At 68.3% G+C, this 19,036-nt stretch carries 15 protein-coding genes; 4 read left to right on the top strand and 11 right to left on the bottom strand.

The annotated features are described in order from the left end of the window. Positions 1 to 11: 11 nt before the first annotated feature. The 8 genes from ACETK8_RS17505 to ACETK8_RS17470 all read right to left on the bottom strand — a co-directional run bounded on the left by ACETK8_RS17505 (position 12) and on the right by ACETK8_RS17470 (position 8,466). Positions 12 to 1,646, bottom strand: coding sequence for a TldD/PmbA family protein (locus ACETK8_RS17505; RefSeq protein ID WP_374037097.1), 1,635 nt, complete (start codon positions 1,644 to 1,646; stop codon positions 12 to 14). A gap of 183 nt (positions 1,647 to 1,829) precedes the next feature. Then, the gene (locus ACETK8_RS17500; protein WP_374037096.1) at positions 1,830 to 2,663 is read right to left on the bottom strand and encodes an enoyl-CoA hydratase-related protein; all 834 of its coding nucleotides are present in this window, start codon (positions 2,661 to 2,663) and stop codon (positions 1,830 to 1,832) included. 3 nt (positions 2,664 to 2,666) lie between these two features. Continuing rightward, complete coding sequence (gene rutA / locus ACETK8_RS17495; protein WP_374037095.1) at positions 2,667 to 3,740, bottom strand: pyrimidine utilization protein A; 1,074 nt, start codon at positions 3,738 to 3,740, stop codon at positions 2,667 to 2,669. Between the two features lie 11 nt (positions 3,741 to 3,751). Next, entirely contained in the window at positions 3,752 to 4,561 is an 810-nt protein-coding gene (gene rutD, locus ACETK8_RS17490; RefSeq protein ID WP_374039430.1) for a pyrimidine utilization protein D, read from the bottom strand. After that, a complete protein-coding gene (locus ACETK8_RS17485; protein WP_374037094.1) occupies positions 4,549 to 4,908 on the bottom strand; it encodes a DUF3147 family protein in 360 nt (119 codons plus the stop codon). The genes rutD and ACETK8_RS17485 overlap by 13 nt, the downstream gene beginning before the upstream one ends. Beyond that, positions 4,905 to 5,291, bottom strand: coding sequence for a pyrimidine utilization protein C (rutC, locus tag ACETK8_RS17480; protein WP_374037093.1), 387 nt, complete (start codon positions 5,289 to 5,291; stop codon positions 4,905 to 4,907). The genes ACETK8_RS17485 and rutC overlap by 4 nt, the downstream gene beginning before the upstream one ends. 2 nt (positions 5,292 to 5,293) lie before the next feature. Next, positions 5,294 to 5,998, bottom strand: a complete 705-nt coding sequence (gene rutB / locus ACETK8_RS17475) for a pyrimidine utilization protein B (protein ID WP_374037092.1) — start codon at positions 5,996 to 5,998, stop codon at positions 5,294 to 5,296. A 47-nt stretch (positions 5,999 to 6,045) separates the two neighbouring features. Further along, a complete protein-coding gene (locus tag ACETK8_RS17470; protein ID WP_374037091.1) occupies positions 6,046 to 8,466 on the bottom strand; it encodes a glycoside hydrolase family 3 protein in 2,421 nt (806 codons plus the stop codon). Between the two features lie 80 nt (positions 8,467 to 8,546). Here ACETK8_RS17470 and ACETK8_RS17465 point away from each other — a divergent pair, with 80 nt between their 5' ends. Then, positions 8,547 to 9,308 carry a FadR/GntR family transcriptional regulator gene (locus tag ACETK8_RS17465; protein ID WP_374037090.1) on the top strand — a complete coding sequence of 254 codons (762 nt, stop codon included), beginning with the start codon at positions 8,547 to 8,549 and terminating at the stop codon, positions 9,306 to 9,308. A gap of 4 nt (positions 9,309 to 9,312) precedes the next feature. Here the strand turns inward: ACETK8_RS17465 and ACETK8_RS17460 are convergent, their stop codons facing one another. Both ACETK8_RS17460 and ACETK8_RS17455 read right to left on the bottom strand, forming a co-directional pair. Then, positions 9,313 to 10,572: an alginate lyase family protein gene (locus ACETK8_RS17460; protein ID WP_374037089.1), complete on the bottom strand. Its 1,260-nt coding sequence runs from the start codon at positions 10,570 to 10,572 to the stop codon at positions 9,313 to 9,315. 10 nt (positions 10,573 to 10,582) lie between these two features. Further along, on the bottom strand, positions 10,583 to 13,474 hold the full coding sequence (locus tag ACETK8_RS17455) for a TonB-dependent receptor (protein WP_374037088.1): 2,892 nt from the start codon (positions 13,472 to 13,474) through the stop codon (positions 10,583 to 10,585). 144 nt (positions 13,475 to 13,618) lie between these two features. Here ACETK8_RS17455 and ACETK8_RS17450 point away from each other — a divergent pair, with 144 nt between their 5' ends. The 3 genes from ACETK8_RS17450 to ACETK8_RS17440 all read left to right on the top strand — a co-directional run bounded on the left by ACETK8_RS17450 (position 13,619) and on the right by ACETK8_RS17440 (position 17,688). Then, a complete protein-coding gene (locus ACETK8_RS17450; RefSeq protein ID WP_374037087.1) occupies positions 13,619 to 14,767 on the top strand; it encodes a glycoside hydrolase family 88/105 protein in 1,149 nt (382 codons plus the stop codon). 114 nt (positions 14,768 to 14,881) lie between these two features. Continuing rightward, positions 14,882 to 16,732, top strand: coding sequence for a hypothetical protein (locus ACETK8_RS17445; protein ID WP_374037086.1), 1,851 nt, complete (start codon positions 14,882 to 14,884; stop codon positions 16,730 to 16,732). A gap of 71 nt (positions 16,733 to 16,803) precedes the next feature. After that, positions 16,804 to 17,688, top strand: a complete 885-nt coding sequence (locus ACETK8_RS17440; RefSeq protein ID WP_374037085.1) for an FkbM family methyltransferase — start codon at positions 16,804 to 16,806, stop codon at positions 17,686 to 17,688. Here the strand turns inward: ACETK8_RS17440 and ACETK8_RS17435 are convergent. Beyond that, entirely contained in the window at positions 17,677 to 19,002 is a 1,326-nt protein-coding gene (locus ACETK8_RS17435) for a lipopolysaccharide biosynthesis protein (protein WP_374037084.1), read from the bottom strand. The genes ACETK8_RS17440 and ACETK8_RS17435 overlap by 12 nt on opposite strands. Positions 19,003 to 19,036: the final 34 nt, after the last annotated feature.

Raw genomic sequence — 19,036 nt, 5'->3', positions numbered from 1 at the left:
CCGAAGTCCGATCAACCGAGCGAGCGCGCGGTGTTGATGACGTTGATGCCGTCGAAGCGGGTCGTCGACGAGCCGTGGCTCACGGCCGAGACCTGGCTCGGCTGGCCCTTGCCGTCGAAGAACGAGCCGAACATGCGGTAGTCGCTCTCGTCGCAGATCGCCGAGCAGGCGTTCCAGAACTCGGGCGTCCGCATCTGGTAGGCGACGTCTTCCAGCGGCTTGGTGATGGCGCCGTTCTTGATCTCGTAGAACAGGGTGCCGCCGAACTGGGCGTTGTAGCGCTGCTGGTCGATCGAGAAGGAGCCGCGGCCCAGGATGTAGATGCCGTTCTCGACGTTCGAGATCATGTCGTCGACCTTCATCGGCGTCGTGCCCGGCTTCAGCGAGACGTTGGCCATCCGCTGGAACTGAACCGTGGACCAGCTGTCGGCGTAGGAGCAGCCGTCCGAGGCGTTCTTGCCCAGGATGTGAACCTGGTCGCGCGTGGCCTGATAGTCGACCAGCTTGCCGTCCTTGATCAGGTCCCACGACTTGCACTGGATGCCTTCGTCGTCATAGCCGACGGCGCCCAGCGAGCCGACCTGGGTCTTGTCGGCGACGATGTTGACGATGTCCGAGCCGTACTGGAAGCGGCTCTCGCGCTTGTCGAGCGTGGCGAAGGAGGTGCCGGCGTAGTTGGCCTCGTAGCCCAGGACGCGGTCCAGCTCGAGCGGGTGACCGACGGATTCGTGGATGGTCAGGCCGAGGTGGTTGGGGTCCAGAACCAGGTCGTAGGAGCCGGGGCGGACCGAGGTCGCCGTCAGCTTCTCGCGCGCCTGCTGGGCGGCGGCGATGGCGTCCTTGGTCATGTCATAGGACATGCCGTAGCTGACCACGCCGTTGGAGGCCGTGATCTGGTCCGCCGGATTGCCGTCCAGATATTCGTAGCCCAGACCCATCGGGGCCGAGAGGCCGTCGCGGGTGCGGAACTTGCCGGTCGTCTGGTCGATGGCGGTGACGGTGAAGGGCGCCCAGATGCGGTGGACGTCCTGGTCGATGTAGGAGCCATCCGAGCTGGCGAAGTACTTCTGCTCGTTCACCAGGAAGAGCTGGGAGTTGACGAAGTTGGCGCCGGCGTTGGTGGCCGCGGCGTTCACGCCCAGCAGCAGCTCGACCTTCTCCTGGATCGGTACTTCCATGGCGTTGCGGCGGATCGGCGTCTTCCACGTGACCTCGCCGACGCCGCGCGTCGGGGCCAGCTGGACCGGCTGGGTCTGGTGCTTGGCGTTGGCCTTGGCGATGGCGACGGCCAGGCGGGCCGCGTCGGCCACGGCCTCGGCGGTCATGGTGTTGGTGGCGGCGAAGCCCCAGGCGCCGTCGGCGATGACGCGCACGCCCGTGCCGGTCGATTCGGTGTTGACGATGTTCTGGACGTTGGCTTCGCGGGTGATCACGAACTGGCGCATGTAGCGGCCGACGCGGACGTCGCAGTAGGTCGAGCCGGCGGCGGCGGCGGCGCTCAGGGCCGCGTCGGCCAGGCGCTTCTTGACCGCCACGTCGATGGTCTCGACCAACTGGGACGCGGCGATGGCGCGACCCGCGAAACTCGGCAGGAGAAGTCCCCCCGCGCCGATGCCGCAAGCGGCGAGGAATGAACGTCTATCCAAGGCTTCTCTCCACCGAATGGCCTGTCGCGGGGGCGTCAGGCGGTGTGAGCGGGCGTCCTACGTCTGAGCCCCCTCGTCACGCGGCCGGCATCTTTGACAGGCGGATGACGGAGGTCAAACAGGTGGGCGACGATAAGGCCGATCATTACGAACCTTTAACGCCGGGGTCCGGTTTGGCGGGGTTCAGACCTTGGGATCGAACGGCTTCAACGGCGCGAGGGGCGCGAATTCGCCCTCGGTTCGCGCCATGCGGGCCTGAATCGCGGCCATCACGTCAGCAGGGCTCCACAGCGAGCCCTGCATGACCGCCATCCACTCCAGACTCTCGGAGACGGTGTGATCGCGGGCGTGGTTCAGGGCGGCCTTGGAGCCGGCGACGGCCAGGGGCGCCTTGGAGGCGATGCGCCTGGCCATATCGAGCGCGGCCGCGATCAGGGCGTCCACGTCGGGCAGGAGGGCGTTGACGAAACCCAGCCGCTCGGCCCGGTCGGCGGTCAGGGTGTTGCCCAGATAGGCCAGCTCCCGCACCACCCCCTGCGGCAGGACGGTCGGCAGGCGTTGCAGGCTGCCGATGTCGGCGACCATGCCGATGTTGATCTCCTCGATCCGGAAATAGGCGTCCTGCGTCGCCAGCCGAATGTCGCAGGCCGAGATCAGGTCCAGCCCCCCGCCGACGCAGGCGCCCTGGATGGCGGCGATGACCGGGAAGCGCACCTTCTCCAGGGTCGACAGCGTCTCCTGCAGTTCGCGGACGGTCTGGTGGAAGGCCTGACGATCCGAGGCCGTATCGGCGTTCAGGATGGCGCCGCCGGAGAAGATGGAGATGTCCATGCCGGCGCAGAAGTTCTTGCCCTCGCCGGACACGACCAGGGCGCGGACCTCACCGGACGCATCCAGCGCCTTCAACTCGGGGCCGAAGCGACGCCAGAAGTCCATGTCCATGGCGTTGGACGCCTCGGGCCGGGTCAGACGCAGATGGGCGACCGGACCGTCGCGGGTGATCTCGAAGCTCGGCAAGGCTCAGGCGGCTTTCATGTTGGAACGGCAGGTCATGAGCGGCTGGATCTTCTGGCCGAAGTCCTCGATGCCTTTCTCGAAGTCGTCGAAGGTCAGGAGCACCCCGCCGGTGCCGGGCACTTCCGACATCTCGTCCAGCATCCGCGCGACGGACGCATAGGACCCGACCAGCGTCCCCATGTTGATGTTCACCGCCCCCTCGGGCGCCGCGAGCTGACGGACGTTGGTGGTGGCGTTGACCTTGTCGGCCGCGCCCTGATCCTTCAGCCAGCTGATCGCATCCACGTCGACGCCGTCGTTGTAGAGCTTCCACTTCGCCATGGCCTCTTCATCGGTGTCGGCGGCGATGACCATGACGAGGACGAACATCTTCACGTCGCGGCCGGTCCTGGCCGTGGCCTCGGCCAGACGCTCGTTGTTGAAGGCGAAGGCCTTCGGCGTATTCACCCCCTTGCCGAGGCAGAAGGCGTAGTCCGCCCATTGAGCCGAGAAGGCCAGGCCTTCGTCGGACGACCCGGCGCAGATAATCTTCATGTCGGTGGAGGGCTGGGGCCGGACCAGACAGTCGTCCATCGTGTAGTAGTCGCCCTTGAAGTCCGAGCGGCCGGTCTCCCACACCTCGCGCAGAATGCGGGCGTATTCGTCCAGCATCTGGTAGCGGTTCTTGAAATGCTCCTCGCCGGGCCACAGGCCCATCTGGGAGTACTCCGGCTTCTGCCAGCCGGTGATCAGGTTCAGGCCGAAGCGGCCGTGGCTGATCGAGTCGATCGTGTTGCACATCCGCGCGGCGAAGGCGGGCGGGATGATCAGGGTCGGACAGGTCGCATAGATCTTGATCTTCTCGGTGACGGCGGCGAGGCCCGCCATCAGGGTGAAGCTCTCCAGACCGTACTCCCAGAACTCCGTCTTGCCGCCGAAGCCGCGCAGCTTGATCATCGAGAGCAGGAAATCGAGGCCGTAGTGCTCAGCCCTCTGGGCGATGCGCTTGTTCAGGTCGAACGAGGGCATGTACTGCGGCGCCGTCTCGGAGATCAGCCAGCCGTTGTTGTTGATGGGAACGAAGACGCCGACTTCCATGTTGAGCCCCCTCAAATGTCGCCGTTCAGGAAGGCGACCAATCGTGCATTGAACGCACCGGAAACCGTCGCCGTAAAGGCGTGTCCGCCCCAGGGGACGACATCCAGTGTCGCATTCGGCAGGCCCTCGGCCAGACGCCGCGACAGCAGAGGGGGGACCAGCATGTCGTCGGCCGAGGCGGCGACCAGCACCGGATGCGGAATGTCCTTCAGCCGGTCGTCGATGTCGAAGGCCAGCAGCGCCCCGATCCGGGCCAGCATGACGTCGACCCTCGGGAAGCCCGCCTCGTGATGATCGTCCTGCGCCTTCAGCAGGGCATCGTGCTCGCTGATCCAGTCGGGCGGATAGAGGAACAGGCTCTGGGCCTCGACATAGGCGCGCGGGCCATAGGCCTCGAGCAGCCGGGTGCGGGCCGTGAAGCAGCGGGCGACATGCGGGTCCGGCCGCGACCAGCCGTTGACGACGACGAGCCGGTCGAGGCGATCTGGATGATCGAGCGCCAGTTGCAGCCCGGCGTTGCCGCCCGCCGCATGGCCGACGAGGTGGGCCGTCGCCGTGCCGGTCGCGTCGAGCACCGAGCGGATGTCCTCGGCCATCGAGGCGACGGAATGGTCCGGCTTCAGCGACCGGTCGCTGCGCCCCGTGCCGCGATGGTCGTAGAGGATGACGCGGAAGCGGCCGGTCAGGGCCTCCATCTGGGGCGACCAGAAGGCGGCCGAACCGCCGAGGCCGGCGGACAGGATGACGCTGTCGGCGCCGTCAGGCCCGTCGATGACCTCGAACCAGAGGCCGTCGGCGACACCCGTCGTCACAGCTTCAATCCGAAGCGCGGACCGACCGTCGTCATCGCCAGATAGAGGCCGATGGTCAGGGCGCAGCCGAGGCCCAACGCAGGCCAGAAAGGAATGCCTCGCCGAAGCAGCGCCGGGATTAGCAGGAACATCGGCAGCGACGGCAGGACGTACCAGAAGGTCGCCTCGGCGTGATGAGCCATGTTCTGCACATCGGGCTTCGCCTGCCACAGCCAGATCATGCCCAGCACCGACACCAGCGGCAGGGAGGCGATCAGGGCGCCGATGCCCGGCTGGCGACGCGCGACCTCGGAGGCCGCCACGATAAGGACCGCGGAGACGATCGCCTTGATCAGCAGTGTGGCGAGTGGGGTCACTTGCCGATGTGGGCGACGGTGGCGATCTCGACCAGGAAGTCGGGACGGACCAGACCGCACTGGATGCAGAACCGCGCCGGTTTGTCGCCGGGGAAATACTCCGCATAGACCTTGTTCAGGGCGGCGTAGTCGGCCCAGTCCTTGAGGAAGATGTGGTTCATGGTCACGTCGTCCATGGTCCCGCCGGCGGTCTCGATCACCGACTTGATGGTCTCCAGAACGATGCGGGTCTGGCCCTCGGCGTCGCCGACGCAGGCGACGTTGTTGTCCTTGTCGAAGGCGAGCGTCCCCGAGACATAGACGACGCCGTCGGCCAGGGTGCCGGGCGAGAAGGGGGCGATCGGCGTCTGGGTTCCGGGCGGGGTGATGACGGTCTTGGGCATGTTCAGGCCTCCTGTGTGTCTGGCGCGATCTGACCCACGACGCCCTTGAAGTCGGCGACGCTGGAGACCCAGCCGAAGAATTTCTCGATGTTGTAAAGCGCCGCCTGCTGGACGAACTCCGGCCCTGCCTGGTGGGTGGCGTCTTCCAGAACGACGCCGAAATACTCGAGGAAGAAACCGTCCCGGAGTGTCGACTCCACGCAGACGTTCGTCGCGATGCCGACGAAGACCAGATTGCGGATGCCGCGCGAGCGCAGGACGCTGTCGAGCTGAGAGTTGAAGAAGCCGGAATAGCGGGTCTTGTGCAGTTGGATGTCGCCGGGCTGGGGCTTCAGTTCGTCGACCAGCTCATAGTCCCAGGTCCCGCGCGCCAGCAGCGTTCCCTCCAGCTCGGGCCGGGCGCGCATGGTCTTCAGGGCGTTGGACTTGTGCCAGTTGGGCGAGCCGGGGCCGCCCGCCTCGACATAGTCGGGGTCCCAGCCGTTCTGGAAATAGACGACCTGAACATCTGCCCCGCGCGCCGTTTCCAGCACGCCCTTGATGTTCTGGATCACCGCCTTGGCGCCCGAGATGTCGAAGCCCGCCAGATCCAGATAGCCGCCCGGAGAGGCGTAGGCGTTCTGCATGTCGATGACGATGACGGCCGTCTTCGTCGGGTCGATCTCTAGCGGCTCGGGGCGGCAGGGCAGGGTGATCGTCTGGGCCATGACGCGACCATGACACATGCGTAGCCGACGCCAAGCCCTGACGCGGTCTAAGGCGCGGGCGGACAGGCCTGCACGCCGAACTCGACCAGACGCAGGTCCTCGACGGCCACCTCGGCGCCGGCGGGGGCGTCGATTTGGATCTGGGACACGGTGGTCGGGTCCAACTCCGGGAAACATCCGAGCGGCGTGACCGTCGTCGTCCAGTCGGAGGCCGGAAGCGCGACCGAGCTTCGCCCGACGCCCAGCCTGACGGGGGCATCGGCGCGGTAGCGGATCGACATGGCCAGCTCGGAACCCGCGGGGGTCGGCGGCCCGCCCACGATGACGACCGCATCCTCGGTCGCGAAGCGGAACCGGCGTGCGGACTCCTGGGCCAGGCCGTCGATGGGCGTCAGGGTCACGCCGCCCGCAGGGCTGGCGGCCGCGCCGGGGCTTTCGACCCGGTGGTTGCCCGAGGCGTCGCGCAGGGTCACCGACCAGGGGGCGATGAACCGGCCGCCCGCAAAGAAGCGGGGCAGGGGCGTGGCGTCATCGGGCAGGCCGGGGTCTTCACTCAGCGTGGGCACGGCGGCAGGCCGCGCGTAGGTCAGGCCGTAACCGAAGGCGAACTGCGGGTCGTAGCCGGGCGCGCCGACATTCTGGGGCGGCTGACCGGCGCTGCGGGGCCAGGAGAAGCTCAGGGTCCCGGTGAAGTCGTGACGCGGCGACCCGTCGGCTCCCGCGACCAGGACGTCGGCCACGCCCTGTCCCTCGCTGCCCGGCAGCCAGGCGGCGACGAAGGCGTCGGCGGCGTTGATCTCCGGATTGGTCCAGAGCGGGCGGCCGGACAGGAAGACGGCCACGGTCGGCACGCCTTCGGCCTTCAGGCGACGCAGGGTTTCCAACGGACCTGTGGGGGCGAAGTCCAGCGTCTCCTGATCGCCGTAGTATTCGGCATAGGGCGTCTCGCCGAAGACGACCACGGCGACGTCGGGCTTGTCCGTATAGGCGCCGTCGGGGGACAGTGTCGCCGTCCCGCCGGTCTCGGCCACGGCGTCGCGCAGGCCCGCCCAGATCGAGGTCGCGCAGGGGAAGTCGGCGTTGGTGTTGCCGACGCCCTGCCAGCCGATGGTCCAGCCGCCCGCCGCCATGCCGATGTCGTCGGCGAACGCGCCCGCGACCAGAACCCGTGCGCCAGGACGAATGGGCAGGGTCGCACTCTCGTTCTTCAGCAGGACCAGCGATTGGCGCACGGCCCGGCGGGCCAGGTCGCGGTGCTCGGCCGAACCGACGACCTCGAACCGGCCTTCGATCGGATCGGCGGCATCGAAGACGCCGGCCGCGATCTTGGCGCGCAGGATGCGGGCGACAGCCTCACCCAGCCGTTCCGCGCTGATCTCGCCCGACCGGGCCTGGGCCAGGGTGTTGTCGTACAGCGCCTTCCAGGCGTTCGGGGCCATGAACATGTCGAGCCCGGCGTTGATCGCGCTGGGGCAACTGTCGGACCGACAGCCGGGCAGGGCGGCGTGGGCGTCCCAGTCGCCGATCAACAGGCCCTCGAAGCCCAGCGGCCCGCGCAGGACGTCGGTCAGCAGCGAACGGTTGCCCGTGTGTTTCTCTCCGTTCCAGCTCGAGAAGGAGACCATGACCGACAGGACGCCCGCGTCGATGGCCTCGCGATAGCCGGACAGGTGGATGTCGATCAGCTCTTGCTCCGACACGGCCGCATCGCCCCGGTCGCGGCCGTCGGTGGTGCCGCCGTCGGCGAGGAAGTGCTTGGCCGAGCCCATGACGCGGCCGGACGCCAGACCCTGGCCGTCGCGCAGTTCGCCCTGAAGCCCGCGCACCAGGACGGCGGCATAGTCGCGGGCGATGCCGGGCTCTTCGGAGAAGCCTTCATAGGTGCGGCCCCAGCGGTCGTCGCGCGGCACGGCCAGGGTCGGGGCGAAGGTCCAGTCGACGCCGGTCGCCGCGACCTCCGCCGCCGTCGCCTGGGCGATGGCCTCGATCAGGTCCGGGTCCCGCGCGGCGCCCAGGCCTATGTTGTGCGGAAAGATGGTCGCCCCGACGATGTTGGAGTGGCCGTGGACGGCGTCGACCCCGAACAGCAGGGGGACGCGCGCGCCCGGCCGGGCGGCGGCGGCTTCACGGAAGGCCCGCGACAGGTCGAGCCAGGCGCCGGGTCCCGACCGCTCGTCGCCGTTCGGAGAGGAACTGCCGCCCGCGAGGATGGAGCCGATGGGGTAGGTCGCCAGGTCTTCCGGCTTGATCGAACCGATGTCCGCCTGGATCAGCTGGCCGACCTTCTCCTCGATCGTCATGGCGGCCAGAAGCTCGCGGACGCGGGCCTCGGTGATCGGGCCGGTCAGGGCGGCGGGGCTGTGCGATGTGGGCCAGCGATCGGGATGGGCCGTCGCCTCCTGCGCGACGGCGGGGCTGGCGAGGAGGGCCAGGACGGCGGCGCTCGCGGCGAGGGATCGACGGGTCATGGCAAACCTCCAGGCAAACCTCGGGACGACGGATCAGCCCACTGGCCTGACCCGAACAAGGACATTACAACGAAGGCGGCATGACCACCTCGACCGCAGACACCCGCAAACTCTACCAGCAGGTCGCGACCTCGGTCGCCGCCGGGATCGCCGCCGGGCGCTATGTCGTTGGCCAGCGCCTGCCGTCCGAACGCGACCTGGCCGAGGAGTTCGGCGTCAGTCGTCCGACGGTGCGCGAGGCCATGATCGCTCTGGAGATCCGGGGTCTGGTCGAGGCCCGTCCTGGCTCGGGCATCTATGTGACGGAGGCCCCCGCGACGGGCCCGGCGCCGGAACTGGACATCGGCGCCTTCGAACTGACCGAGGCGCGGCGGTTGTTCGAGGGCGAGGCCTGCGCGCTCGCCGCCAGCGCCATCACCGACGAGGAGATCTCCGAGCTGGAGGTCGTGCTGAACCAGATGGTCGGGGAGAACACGCTTGCGACCCCAATCGGCGAACAGGCCGACCGGCGCTTCCACACCCTGATCGCCCAGGCGACGCGCAACTCCGCCATCGTCATGGTGGTCGAGAACCTGTGGGACCTGCGCTACCGCTCGCCGCTGTGCGCCGCCATGCTGGCCAAGGCCCGGCAGGTCGGGGTGCGTCCCCTGATCGAGGATCACCGCGAGATCCTGGACGCCCTGATCCAGCGGGATTCCAAGGCGGCGCGGGCGGCCATGCACAGCCATCTGGGCCGGGTGATCGACGGCCTTCTGACGGCGACGGAGATGGACGCCCTGGCGCGCACCCGTTCGGACGTCGAGGCGCGTCGTCAGGAGCTGGCCCGCCGTTCGGCCATCTGACCGTTCACGGCGCATAGGGCGGCAGTCTAAGGTTCAGGTCGAGGTCGGCGTTCCGCTCGGCATAGAGGGCCGCGTCGGCGCCGAGCTCCGCATCGTTCCACGCCCAGGCCCCGCGCAGGAGGACCTCGTAGAGGCCTTGGGTCTCGGTCTTGTCGAGTTCGGGATAGGGCCACTCCGTCTCGCGCCCAGCCCAGCCCGCCATGAAGTCGGTCGCGTTCCGAAGCGAGCGTCCGTCCTCGCTCGACCAGTTCCACAGGTCCACGCCGACGCAAGCGCCGATCTGGGCCAGGTCGAACGACGCCGTCAGGGTCCAGGTCGAATAGTGCAGCGAGCGGGTGCGGGTCAGCTCCTGCGGCAGGCTGCCATCCGTGGCGAACTGGGGAATGATCCGCGTCGTCTTGAACCGCTCGGCCACCGTCTGGGCCACCTCGTCCATTCCGGCGTAGAGGGCGAACTCCGAGATCAGCATGTCGTAGTAGACGCCGTGATTGTTGGTCGCGGCCTTTTCGGCCCGACCGATCTCGCTGGTCGCCATCCACTGGACCAGCTCGGCGAACCAGTCGCGCAGAGAGGCGCGCTCCTCGTCAGTCAGGGCGGAGGACGTATCCAGCAGCCCCAGCGACTCGACCACCCGTACCAGACGGGTCGCGTCGATCACCCCCTCGGCGCGACCGGACACGCGGCCGGGCACGGCCTGTCCGTGGTTGAAGTTGGGGTTCATCCGCGTCTCGGGCGCTAGAAACCAGACCTTGATGAAGCTGGCGGCCTGGGTCGCGTAGCGCTCGTCGCCGGTGAAGTAATACGCCAGCGCCAAGGCCTGAACGTCCTGGCTCATGTCTTCCAGATCGCTCAGGTCGAAGGCGTTGGTCGCTCGCTCCGGATTGAACTGACCGTCGCGCCGGACATAGGGCAGGCCGTTCGGCCGGGCCGGATCGGGCCACCAGTAGGGCCCCATGCTCATATAGTCGTGTTTGTCGCCGCTGGCCGGCGTCTGGGTCTTGTCGACGACGGTGTAGGGCCCGCGCGTCAGGGCGGCGTCGGCCCGGGCCAGCATCGCCGTCCGCGCCGGTTGCAGGCTGGCGTCGGTCGCGATCCGCGCCTTGATCGTCTCCAGCCGGTACGGCCGCCACAGGAAGGTGCGGCGACCGTCGAAGGCCGAGGCGTAGCCCATCGACCCTTCGCAGACGGGGGCGGCGGTCTGGGCGAGAACGGGCGTGGCCGTCGTCATGACAGCCACGGCCACGGCGAGCAGGGAGCGGATCATCGGGCGGCGATCAGTAGCGCAGCACGATGCCGGCGTAGATCTGCGGCGTGCTCTCGCTCACCTCGGTGATCGAGTCCTCGCCGGCCTTGTAGAGGATGTCCCGCTCGTTCAGCACGTTCAGGGCCTGGGCCTTGAACTGGACGTTGCGGTTCAGGCGATAGCTGGCCGAGAGGTTCAGATAACCCGCCCCCTGGACGCCCCGGTTGGTCGAGCTGTTCGGCTTGGAATACTCCGACCGGTAGCGATAGGCCGCTCGCAGCTGGAAGCCCGCGCCTTCCCAGAAGATCGAGGCGTTGGCGCTGTGGCGCGACAGGCCGCGCAGGTTGGCCGGCTCGACATAGGGGGCGACGCTGGAGGGATCGGGGAACTCGAAGTCGGCCTCGGCATAGTTATAGCCCGCCGACACGCCCAGCCCGCTCCACAGACCCGGTAGCCAGGTGAAGACATGGCTGCCTGACAGTTCGATGCCGTACAGGTGGCGCTGTTCGGTGTCGTTGGCCGGGGCCACGGCGTTGAAGGTCACGTCCTGGCCGTTGGCGATGATCGAGGTCGTGAACGGCTGGACCGCGTCGAAGGCCGCGCCCTTCACCAGCTTGTAGTAGGGGGCGATGGAGAAGCTGGTGTCCTCGTTCAGGTAGAACTCCAGCGAGGAGTCGAAATTCCACGCCTCCAGCGGCTTCAGGTTCGGGTTGCCGGTCTGGGAGTTGGCCAGGACGCCGGCCACGGTGGTCGCGGTCGCATCGACGATCGGGTTGATGCCGACGTTGAACTCCTCGATCCCGACGCGGGCGATGGAACGCGACACGCCGAAGCGCAGACGCATCCGGTCGCTCAGATCGAGGTTCAGGTTGGCGCTGGGCAGCCAGTAGTCGTAGTCGCCCTCGCCCGTGATCTGGCTCAGGGTGCCTGGAACGACGACGATGGTCGCGGCCGAACCGGCGACGGACGGCGTGACCGTCACGGCCGAACGGTAGCCGCGGGCCTCCACCTGGGTCGAGACGTAACGCACGCCGATGTTGCCGCTGACCGGAATGTTGCCCCAGTCGGTCCCGAAGGTGGTCATGGCGTACAGCGCGCTGATCGTTTCGGTGACGTCGATGTCTTCCGGCCCGCGCGAGTCGGCCAGCAGGGGATTGGTGTCGCGGCCGGTATAGGCGCGGAACAGGCAGTCGTTGTCGAACTGGGCCCAGGACGAGATGTTGGTCCGCGACCCGCGCATGAACTGGTCGGTGGCGAAGGGAACGCGGCACTGGGCGTTGGCCTGGGCCGTGATCTGGGCGACGGTCAGGCCGTCGCGGGCGATCGGAATGGCCACGTCGCCGTTGTTGTTCAGGTCGGTTTCGCGCGTATGCTCCGACACCCGCGCGCCGAAGCCGATGGAGCGGAAGAAGCCGTCCTCGTTGAGGTCGTAGACCGCATCGACCCGCGCGGCGGCGATGGCGTCCTCGCGATCCGTGACCAGACGATAGCGGGCGTAGTTGGTGTTGGACGCCGGCGTGGCGATCAGGAAGTTCGACGGATCGGTCACGTCGAAGCCGACGAAGTTGACGCTCGGCACCACGTCGTTCGTGCCGTCCAGCGAATAGACCACCCGGCGGTTCGACCGCATGTTGGTGGCCTTCTGCAGCTCGGTGCGGTGCGACTGGGAGTAGGACAGGTCGCCGGTGACGCGCAGCCGGTCGCCCTGCCAGCGGCCGAACAGACCGCCGCCGATGTATTCCTCCTCGCGCAGGCGATCCTCGAACTGGACCTCCAGGTTGGAGTTGCCCGTGTAGCTGATCAGGGCGCCGTCGCTGTAGCCGTTGGAACCGTTGCCGATCAGCGTGGGCTGGATGCCTCGCGCCGCCTCGGTGATGGCCAGCTGGTTGCGGTTCTCCAGGCTGGAGCGGTTCGAATATTGGGCGTCCAGGGTGAAATCGAGCCGGTCGGTCGGACGCCACTGGATCGCGCCCAGCAGGCCGTCACGTTCCTCGCTCGTGCTGATCTGGCGGAAGGTGCGCGAGGTGGTGCCGAAGTAGAGCGGCCCCTGTGTCGTGCCGGCCTGGTTGGCGGCGCTGAGCGTCGGGCGAAGGGCGCAGTTGAAGCTGGTCCCCGCCGCCGTCTGCTGGGCCGCCGTCCCCGTGATCAGGTTCGGATTGTTGGCCGAGGTGTCGCAGGGAATGAAGGCGGAGTTGGTGGTGTAATAGTCCTCGGGAACCGCCTGATTCTGATGCTGGTATCCGATGCTCAGGCCCAGGTCGCCGATGGCCGTGTCCAGCCAGCGGTTGGTCCAGGAGATATTGGCGCGGTAGCCCAGACCGTCGCGGCCGCGAATGGCGTCGTCCTTCGGCTGATAGACGGCGCGGTACTCGGCCTGCAGACGCGGGGTCGCCTCCAGCGGGCGGATGGAGCGCAGGTCGATGACGCCGGCGATGCCGCCCTCGGCGAAGTCCGCCTGTTGCGACTTGTAGACGAGGACGCCGTTCACGAGCTCGGACGGGAACTGCTGGAAGGCGACGGAGCGGTCCGGACCGGCGGTCGAGACCTCGCGACCATTGAAGGTCGAGAACGAGAGGGTAGGGCCCAGACCCCGCACCGACAGTTCGTTGGCGTTGCCCTTGAACCGGTCTGCGGTGACGCCCGTGATCCGCTCCAGCGTGTCGCCGACGGAGTTGTCGGGCAGGGAGCCGATCTCGTCGTTGACGATGGCGTCCACGATGGTCGCCGTCTCGCGCTTCACGGCGATGGAGTTGCGCTGGGTGGCGCGCAGGCCGGTGACCACGACCTCGTCGACCGAGGATTCCTCGTCCTGCGGCGCGGGCTGGGCGGGGGCGGTCTGGGCGAAGGCGGCGGTGTGCAGGACCAGGGTGGCGACCGATGACAGAAGTACGGTGCGGCCCACACGGAATGAGGCTGTGGTCATGGCGATTTCCCCTTTAGAAGCGTTTCCACGCACCCGTTGCTCGGGCGACTGTTGCGAACAGGCTAGACCAGATATGACACCGGTGGCAATATTGGTCTGGCCAAAAGATCGCGGAGCAACCGCGTAGGGCTCAGGGAGGTAAGGATGTTCGGATTCAGGCGGACCCTCGTGGTCGCACAGGCGGCTGTGGCCCTCGTCATCGCGGGCTGCGCCCATGCCGCGCCGACCGTGGAGGCCGAGGCGTTGCAACAGGCGCGCCGGGTGGCGGACTGGCAGCTGAACCACATGGATCGGTTCGACTATGTCTCGACCTTCCAGGATCACACCGAGGACCCGACCGACTGGATCCAGGCGACCTTCTGGGCGGGGCTGGGCGATTTCGCCGACGCGACCGGCGACGCGCGGTATTCTGACGCAGTGGTCGCCCATGGTCAGGCCAACGGCTGGGGCTATGGCGATCGGCCGAGGCATGCGGACGACGACGCCATCGGCCACGCCTGGGTCTGGGCCGCCGCCCATGCCGAAGGCGAGGAGCGCACGCGGCGCCTGGCCCCGACCCGCGCCCGCTTCGATCCGGTCGCCGCCGCGCCCAGCGACGTCCCCCTGATCTTCGGCGAGGAGCGGGGCGAGCGCGCCTGTCAGGTCCGCTGGTGCTGGTCCGACGCCATCTTCATGGCCCCGCCGGTCTGGGCCGCCGTGTCGAAGGTCACGGGCGATCCGACCTACTGGCGTCACGCCGACAGCGAACTGCAGGCCGCCGTCGCCCAGCTCTATGACGCCGAGGATCACCTCTTCTATCGCGACAGCCGCTTCATCGGCCGCACCGGAGAGTCCGGCAAAAAGGTCTTCTGGAGCCGGGGCAATGGCTGGTCCTACGCCGGTCTGGCGAAGATCCTCGAAGCCCTACCGGCCGACGATCCATCGCGCCCGCGCTATGTCGAACTGTTCCGCCAGATGTCGGAGCGCATCGCCGGTCTGCAAGGCGCGGAGGGCTATTGGCCGATCTCCTTGCTCGATGCCGGCGGCCCGCCGGAGACCAGCGGCACGGCCTTCTTCGTCTACGGCCTGGCCTGGGGCGTGAACCACGGGGTGCTGGATCAGGCCACCTATGGCCCGACCGTCGCCAGGGGCTGGGACGCGCTGGAGCGCGCCATTCAGCCGGACGGTCGCCTGGGTTGGGTGCAGCAGGTCGGCTATGCGCCGGACCGCGTCGTCGCCACCGACACCCAGCTGTACGGTGTCGGCGCGCTGCTGATGGCGGCGTCGCAAGTGTCGCAGCGTCAGGATTGGTAAGGCCAGTTGACGGCCCGGTCAGGCCGCCATACCGTGAACCTCTGCTCTCCTAAGGCAGACGCCTCTGGGGAGCGACCCGCCGGTCGCTCCCCTTTTTCATTCCGAGAGTTCCCCATGCGTCGTGTTCCCGCCCAGGCCGGCCTTCTGGCCGCGCTCATGCTCAGCGTCGCGGCGATCCCGGCCGTCGCTACGGCCCAGGAACGAGGCGTCATCTACCGCAACCCGCCGCCGATGAACCGCACGGTCGAGGACCGCGTCCGGCCGCAGATCGAGACCCTGCTGGAAGCCCTGGTCGCCGAGGGCCGCGACTACCGTCTGGACGGCGTCGAGGTGTTCGAGGCGGAGGACAAATTCCTGCCCGGCAAGATCGCCATCGGCATGTCGCATCTGCTGGTCGCCACCGACCGCGACGACCCCGCCTTCGCCGAACGCCTCGCCGCCTTCCGCCGCCTGTCCGACCTGACGCTGGAGGACGTCAACGACAGCTGGGGCATCTACTATTTCATCTCGGCCTTGCACGAGCTGGAGACCGCCGGACTGTTGGACGAGGCGGTCAGCCCCGCGACCCTGGCCCGCCTGCGCGAACGCCTCGACTGGCGCGCCTTCGTACGCGAGCCCGAACTGACCCTGATCGACCTGCCGAACAACTACTACGGCGTGGCCTTCAGCATCGCCCGGCTGCGCTTCCTGCTGGGCTGGGAGGACGCCTCGGCGTCAGAGGCTTTGCTGGCCAAGACCCTCCAGCATTTCCGCGACTACTCCGGCCAGTACGGCTTCGCCGACGAGACCTCGGGCGAGGGCCGCTTCGATCGCTACTCGGTCCTCCTGATCGGCGAGATCGCCCAGCGCTTCATCGAGACCGGGGTCGAACCGCCGCCCGAGGTGCGCGAATGGCTACGCAAATCAGTCGATCTGATGCTGCCCCGCCTCAACATGCGCGGCGAAGGCTTCGAGTACGGTCGCAGCATCGGCGTCTATGGCGAGACGGCCTTCATCGAGGTCCTGACCGCCGCCGCCGCCCTCGACGTCCTGACCGGCGAGGAGCAGGCCATGGCCTATGCCTTCTCGTCGCGGGTCGCGGCCCGCTATGTCGACTTCTGGCTGGATAGCGGCACAGGCTCGGTCAACCTGTGGGACCACGGCCGCAAGACCGACGCCTATCGCGGCAAGCACCGGATCCTGGGAGAGAACCTCAGCCTGTCGCACCAGCTGATCTACACCAACGCCATCTGGAACCGTCTGGGCCTGACCAACGCCGCGCCGGACGAAGGCTTCGAGGCCTGGCTGGATCGACGCCCGCCGTCGATGACGACCTGGTTCGCGCGGGGCGACCACGACCGGGTGCTGGTCACCTACCGCGACGGCGACCGGGTCATCGGCCTGCCCCTGATCAACGGGGGGCCGACCCAGCATATGAACACGCCCTATTTCCCGATCCCCTATGCGCCGGGAGTCCTGTCCGGCGCGGCGGACGAGACCTTCCCGCAGTTGATCCCCCGCCTGACCCTGGCCGACGGCGCGATCCTGCAACCCCTCTCGTATTTCAAGGACGTCCGGATCGAAGAGGCCGGCGCCCGCACGACCGTCGCCTTCCACCAGGACGAATGGGACCGCATGGGCGAGACGGCGCCCGTTCCCGACGACCGCGCCCAGGTCCAGACCCGCTATGTGCTGGAGCCCGGCGCCGTGACCCGCTCCGACGAGATCGCCTTCGACGGCGCGGCCGTCATCGATCTGGAGTTCCCGACTTTCTCGCGCGGCGCGACCCAGGACGGCGCCGTCATCCGCTTCGCCCAGGGCGAGGTCGCGTCGTTCGAGGCGACCGGCATGATCTGCGCCCCCACCACGGACTTCGACCCCGCCGTCTACGCCAGCCCGGTCGGCGCCTTGCGCACCCTGGTCCGCTGCCGGGCCGAGGCGACGGATCGAGCCAGCCTGTCGTGGACGATCCGGTTCTCGGAATAAGAGCTGCGAAATACAACCTAAAGTTAATCGGCCTGTGTCAGGGTGGCGTCCTCTTTTGACGCGAGCCCGCGATGACCCTGATCCGACGCCTCCGTAAACTGACGGCCCAGCCCGCCTTCAGGGCCGAGCCGCTCAACGTCCTGACCCGCGCCGCCTGGCTGACGGCGGCCAGCGCCGTGGGCGGCAATCCGACCTTCCACCTGACCCGCGACGGGCGCGAGCGAATGCGGGCGCCGGCGGATCTGCGCTACACCACCATCACGGCCTTCCTGCTGCGCGACTGGGTCGAGCCGGAACTGCGCGAGCTTCAGCGGCTGCTGTCGCCGGGCGACGTCTTCATCGACGTCGGCGCCAATGTGGGCCTCTATGCGCTCAAGGCCGCGCGTCTGGTCGGGCCGAGCGGCCGGGTCCTGGCGCTGGAGCCGGGGGCCGAGGCCTATGGCCATCTGACGTCCAACCTCGCCCTCAATGACTACGGCTGGGCCGAGGCGATGAAAGTCGCGGCCTCGAATGCGGCGGGGCAGGCGGTTCTGCACCATGTCCCGCTCGGCAACGACCCCCAGGCCTTCTCCCTGATCGCCAACGCCCGCGCGGAGGACGGCGAGACGGTCGAGACCGTGACTCTGGACGGCCTGATCGACCGCTGCGGCCTCGACCGCGTCGACCTCATCAAGATCGATGTCGAGGGCGCCGAACCCTTGGTCGTCGCGGGGGCGCGAGAGATGCTGGCCCGCTTCCGTCCGGCGGTGATCTTCGAATGCAACGCCCACCTCAACGCGGGTGGCGAAACCGACGCGGCGGCGACCGAGACCTGGGCCATGCTGGCCCGCGCCGGTTATGGATTCCATCGTCTGAGGGACGGCGCCTTCACAGCCCTGACGTCTCCGCCGTCGGACTTCTGCAACGTCATCGCCGTCCACAAGGACCGGCGTCCGCCCTTTGTCTTAGAGACCTAGCTGCGGCAGTTTCCGCCGCGCAGCCGAGGCCACGGCCAGCGCCCCGCCGATCCAGATGGCCGCGCTGGCCAGGGCCGCGCCGACGGCTCCGAAGGTCGGCGTCAGCACGAACGACAGGGCGACGCAGAAGGCCAGTTGCCACAGACTATTCCGTCGCAGGATCCGCTCTTCTCCCGCCATGGCCAGAAGGAGGTCGCGCGACGGGAACAGGCAGTAGGCCAACTGTCCCGTCAGCAGGATCAACAGCACCGGCACGCCCCCGGCGACCGGCACGTTGAGCAGGCCCAGCAACGGCACGGACCCCAGCGCCAAGGCGGCGATGAGGGGCAGGCACAGCATCAGGGTCAAGCGCCGGTTGTCGATCGCGGCGGCGCGCAAGGCCGTCCAATCCTCCAGCCGGTGATGCCGTGCGAAATGGGGCGCCGACATCGCGCCGAGGCTCAGCACCACGATGGTCACCAGCATGGCCAGCCGATTGCAGAGGGAGAAGGTGCTCACCGCATCCGGCGCGGAGAAGGCGCCCAGGATCAGGACCGGAATCGTGATCAGCGCCGCCTGACAGACGTCGACCACCATCAGCCGCCGCGCTCCGCTCCACAGCCCGGCCATGGCCGCGCCCGGCGCCACCTGCGGATGCCGGTGCGACCAGCGGGTGGCCAGCACCAGTGTCAGACCCAGCAACGCACACAGCCCGAACGACCCGGCGTAGGCGACCAGCAGCCGCCCCAGACTGTCGGCGCCGAGGGCAAGCGCGATCAGGGACAGGACCGGAGGCAGGGCGTTCATCACCATCTGCCCGGCCGCGCCCCGCTCCAGCCCGATCAGCACATAGGCCACCGCGAAGGCCAGATTCTGGACCGGGATGATCAGGGCCGCCAGCATCAGCGGCAGAGCCATGTCCGCCTGTCCGGTCCAGTGCTGGGCGATGACCGGCGCGGCGCCCGCCAGCAACAGCCCGGCCGCGATGCTGGCCGTCAGGATCGACCCGCCGGCCGTCCCCGCCGCCCTCCGCGCCGCCGCGACATCGCCCACCGCCAGCTCCGCCGCGACATGGCGGGTGATCGGCTTCTCCAGCCCCAGCCGGGCGACGGTCGAGACGATCTGGATCACCCCGAGCGCCAGAAAGAACCGTCCCGCGTCATGCCCGCCCAGCGCCCGGGCGGCCAGGGCATAGAGCGCGAACTTCGCCGCCGCCTCCAGCGCACGCGACCCCAGCGACACCAGGACGGCGGGCCGGGCGCGGGCGATCAGGGCGCTCAACCGCGCGCCCGCCGTCGATGGGCTCAGGCGGGCAAGAAGGGTCTCGGGCGACATGCGAACTCCGGCGGCGGTCGCATCTCGTTTACCA

This window comes from Brevundimonas staleyi (genome assembly GCF_041893865.1).
GTDB lineage: Bacteria > Pseudomonadota > Alphaproteobacteria > Caulobacterales > Caulobacteraceae > Brevundimonas > Brevundimonas staleyi.
The sequence above is the reverse complement of the archived record's forward strand: the minus strand, read 5'-3'. Positions and strand labels throughout refer to the sequence as shown.

What these genes read in the sequence shown, in the direction of transcription:
- rutA (WP_374037095.1), bottom strand. Translation starts at nt 3,740, where the DNA reads ATGGAAGTCGGCGTCTTCGTTCCCATCAACAACAACGGCTGGCTGATC.
- rutC (WP_374037093.1), bottom strand. Translation starts at nt 5,291, where the DNA reads ATGCCCAAGACCGTCATCACCCCGCCCGGAACCCAGACGCCGATCGCC.
- rutB (WP_374037092.1), bottom strand. Translation starts at nt 5,998, where the DNA reads ATGGCCCAGACGATCACCCTGCCCTGCCGCCCCGAGCCGCTAGAGATC.
- ACETK8_RS17470 (WP_374037091.1), bottom strand. Translation starts at nt 8,466, where the DNA reads ATGACCCGTCGATCCCTCGCCGCGAGCGCCGCCGTCCTGGCCCTCCTC.
- ACETK8_RS17465 (WP_374037090.1), top strand. Translation starts at nt 8,547, where the DNA reads ATGACCACCTCGACCGCAGACACCCGCAAACTCTACCAGCAGGTCGCG.
- ACETK8_RS17460 (WP_374037089.1), bottom strand. Translation starts at nt 10,572, where the DNA reads ATGATCCGCTCCCTGCTCGCCGTGGCCGTGGCTGTCATGACGACGGCC.
- ACETK8_RS17455 (WP_374037088.1), bottom strand. Translation starts at nt 13,474, where the DNA reads ATGACCACAGCCTCATTCCGTGTGGGCCGCACCGTACTTCTGTCATCG.
- ACETK8_RS17450 (WP_374037087.1), top strand. Translation starts at nt 13,619, where the DNA reads ATGTTCGGATTCAGGCGGACCCTCGTGGTCGCACAGGCGGCTGTGGCC.
- ACETK8_RS17445 (WP_374037086.1), top strand. Translation starts at nt 14,882, where the DNA reads ATGCGTCGTGTTCCCGCCCAGGCCGGCCTTCTGGCCGCGCTCATGCTC.
- ACETK8_RS17440 (WP_374037085.1), top strand. Translation starts at nt 16,804, where the DNA reads ATGACCCTGATCCGACGCCTCCGTAAACTGACGGCCCAGCCCGCCTTC.
- ACETK8_RS17435 (WP_374037084.1), bottom strand. Translation starts at nt 19,002, where the DNA reads ATGTCGCCCGAGACCCTTCTTGCCCGCCTGAGCCCATCGACGGCGGGC.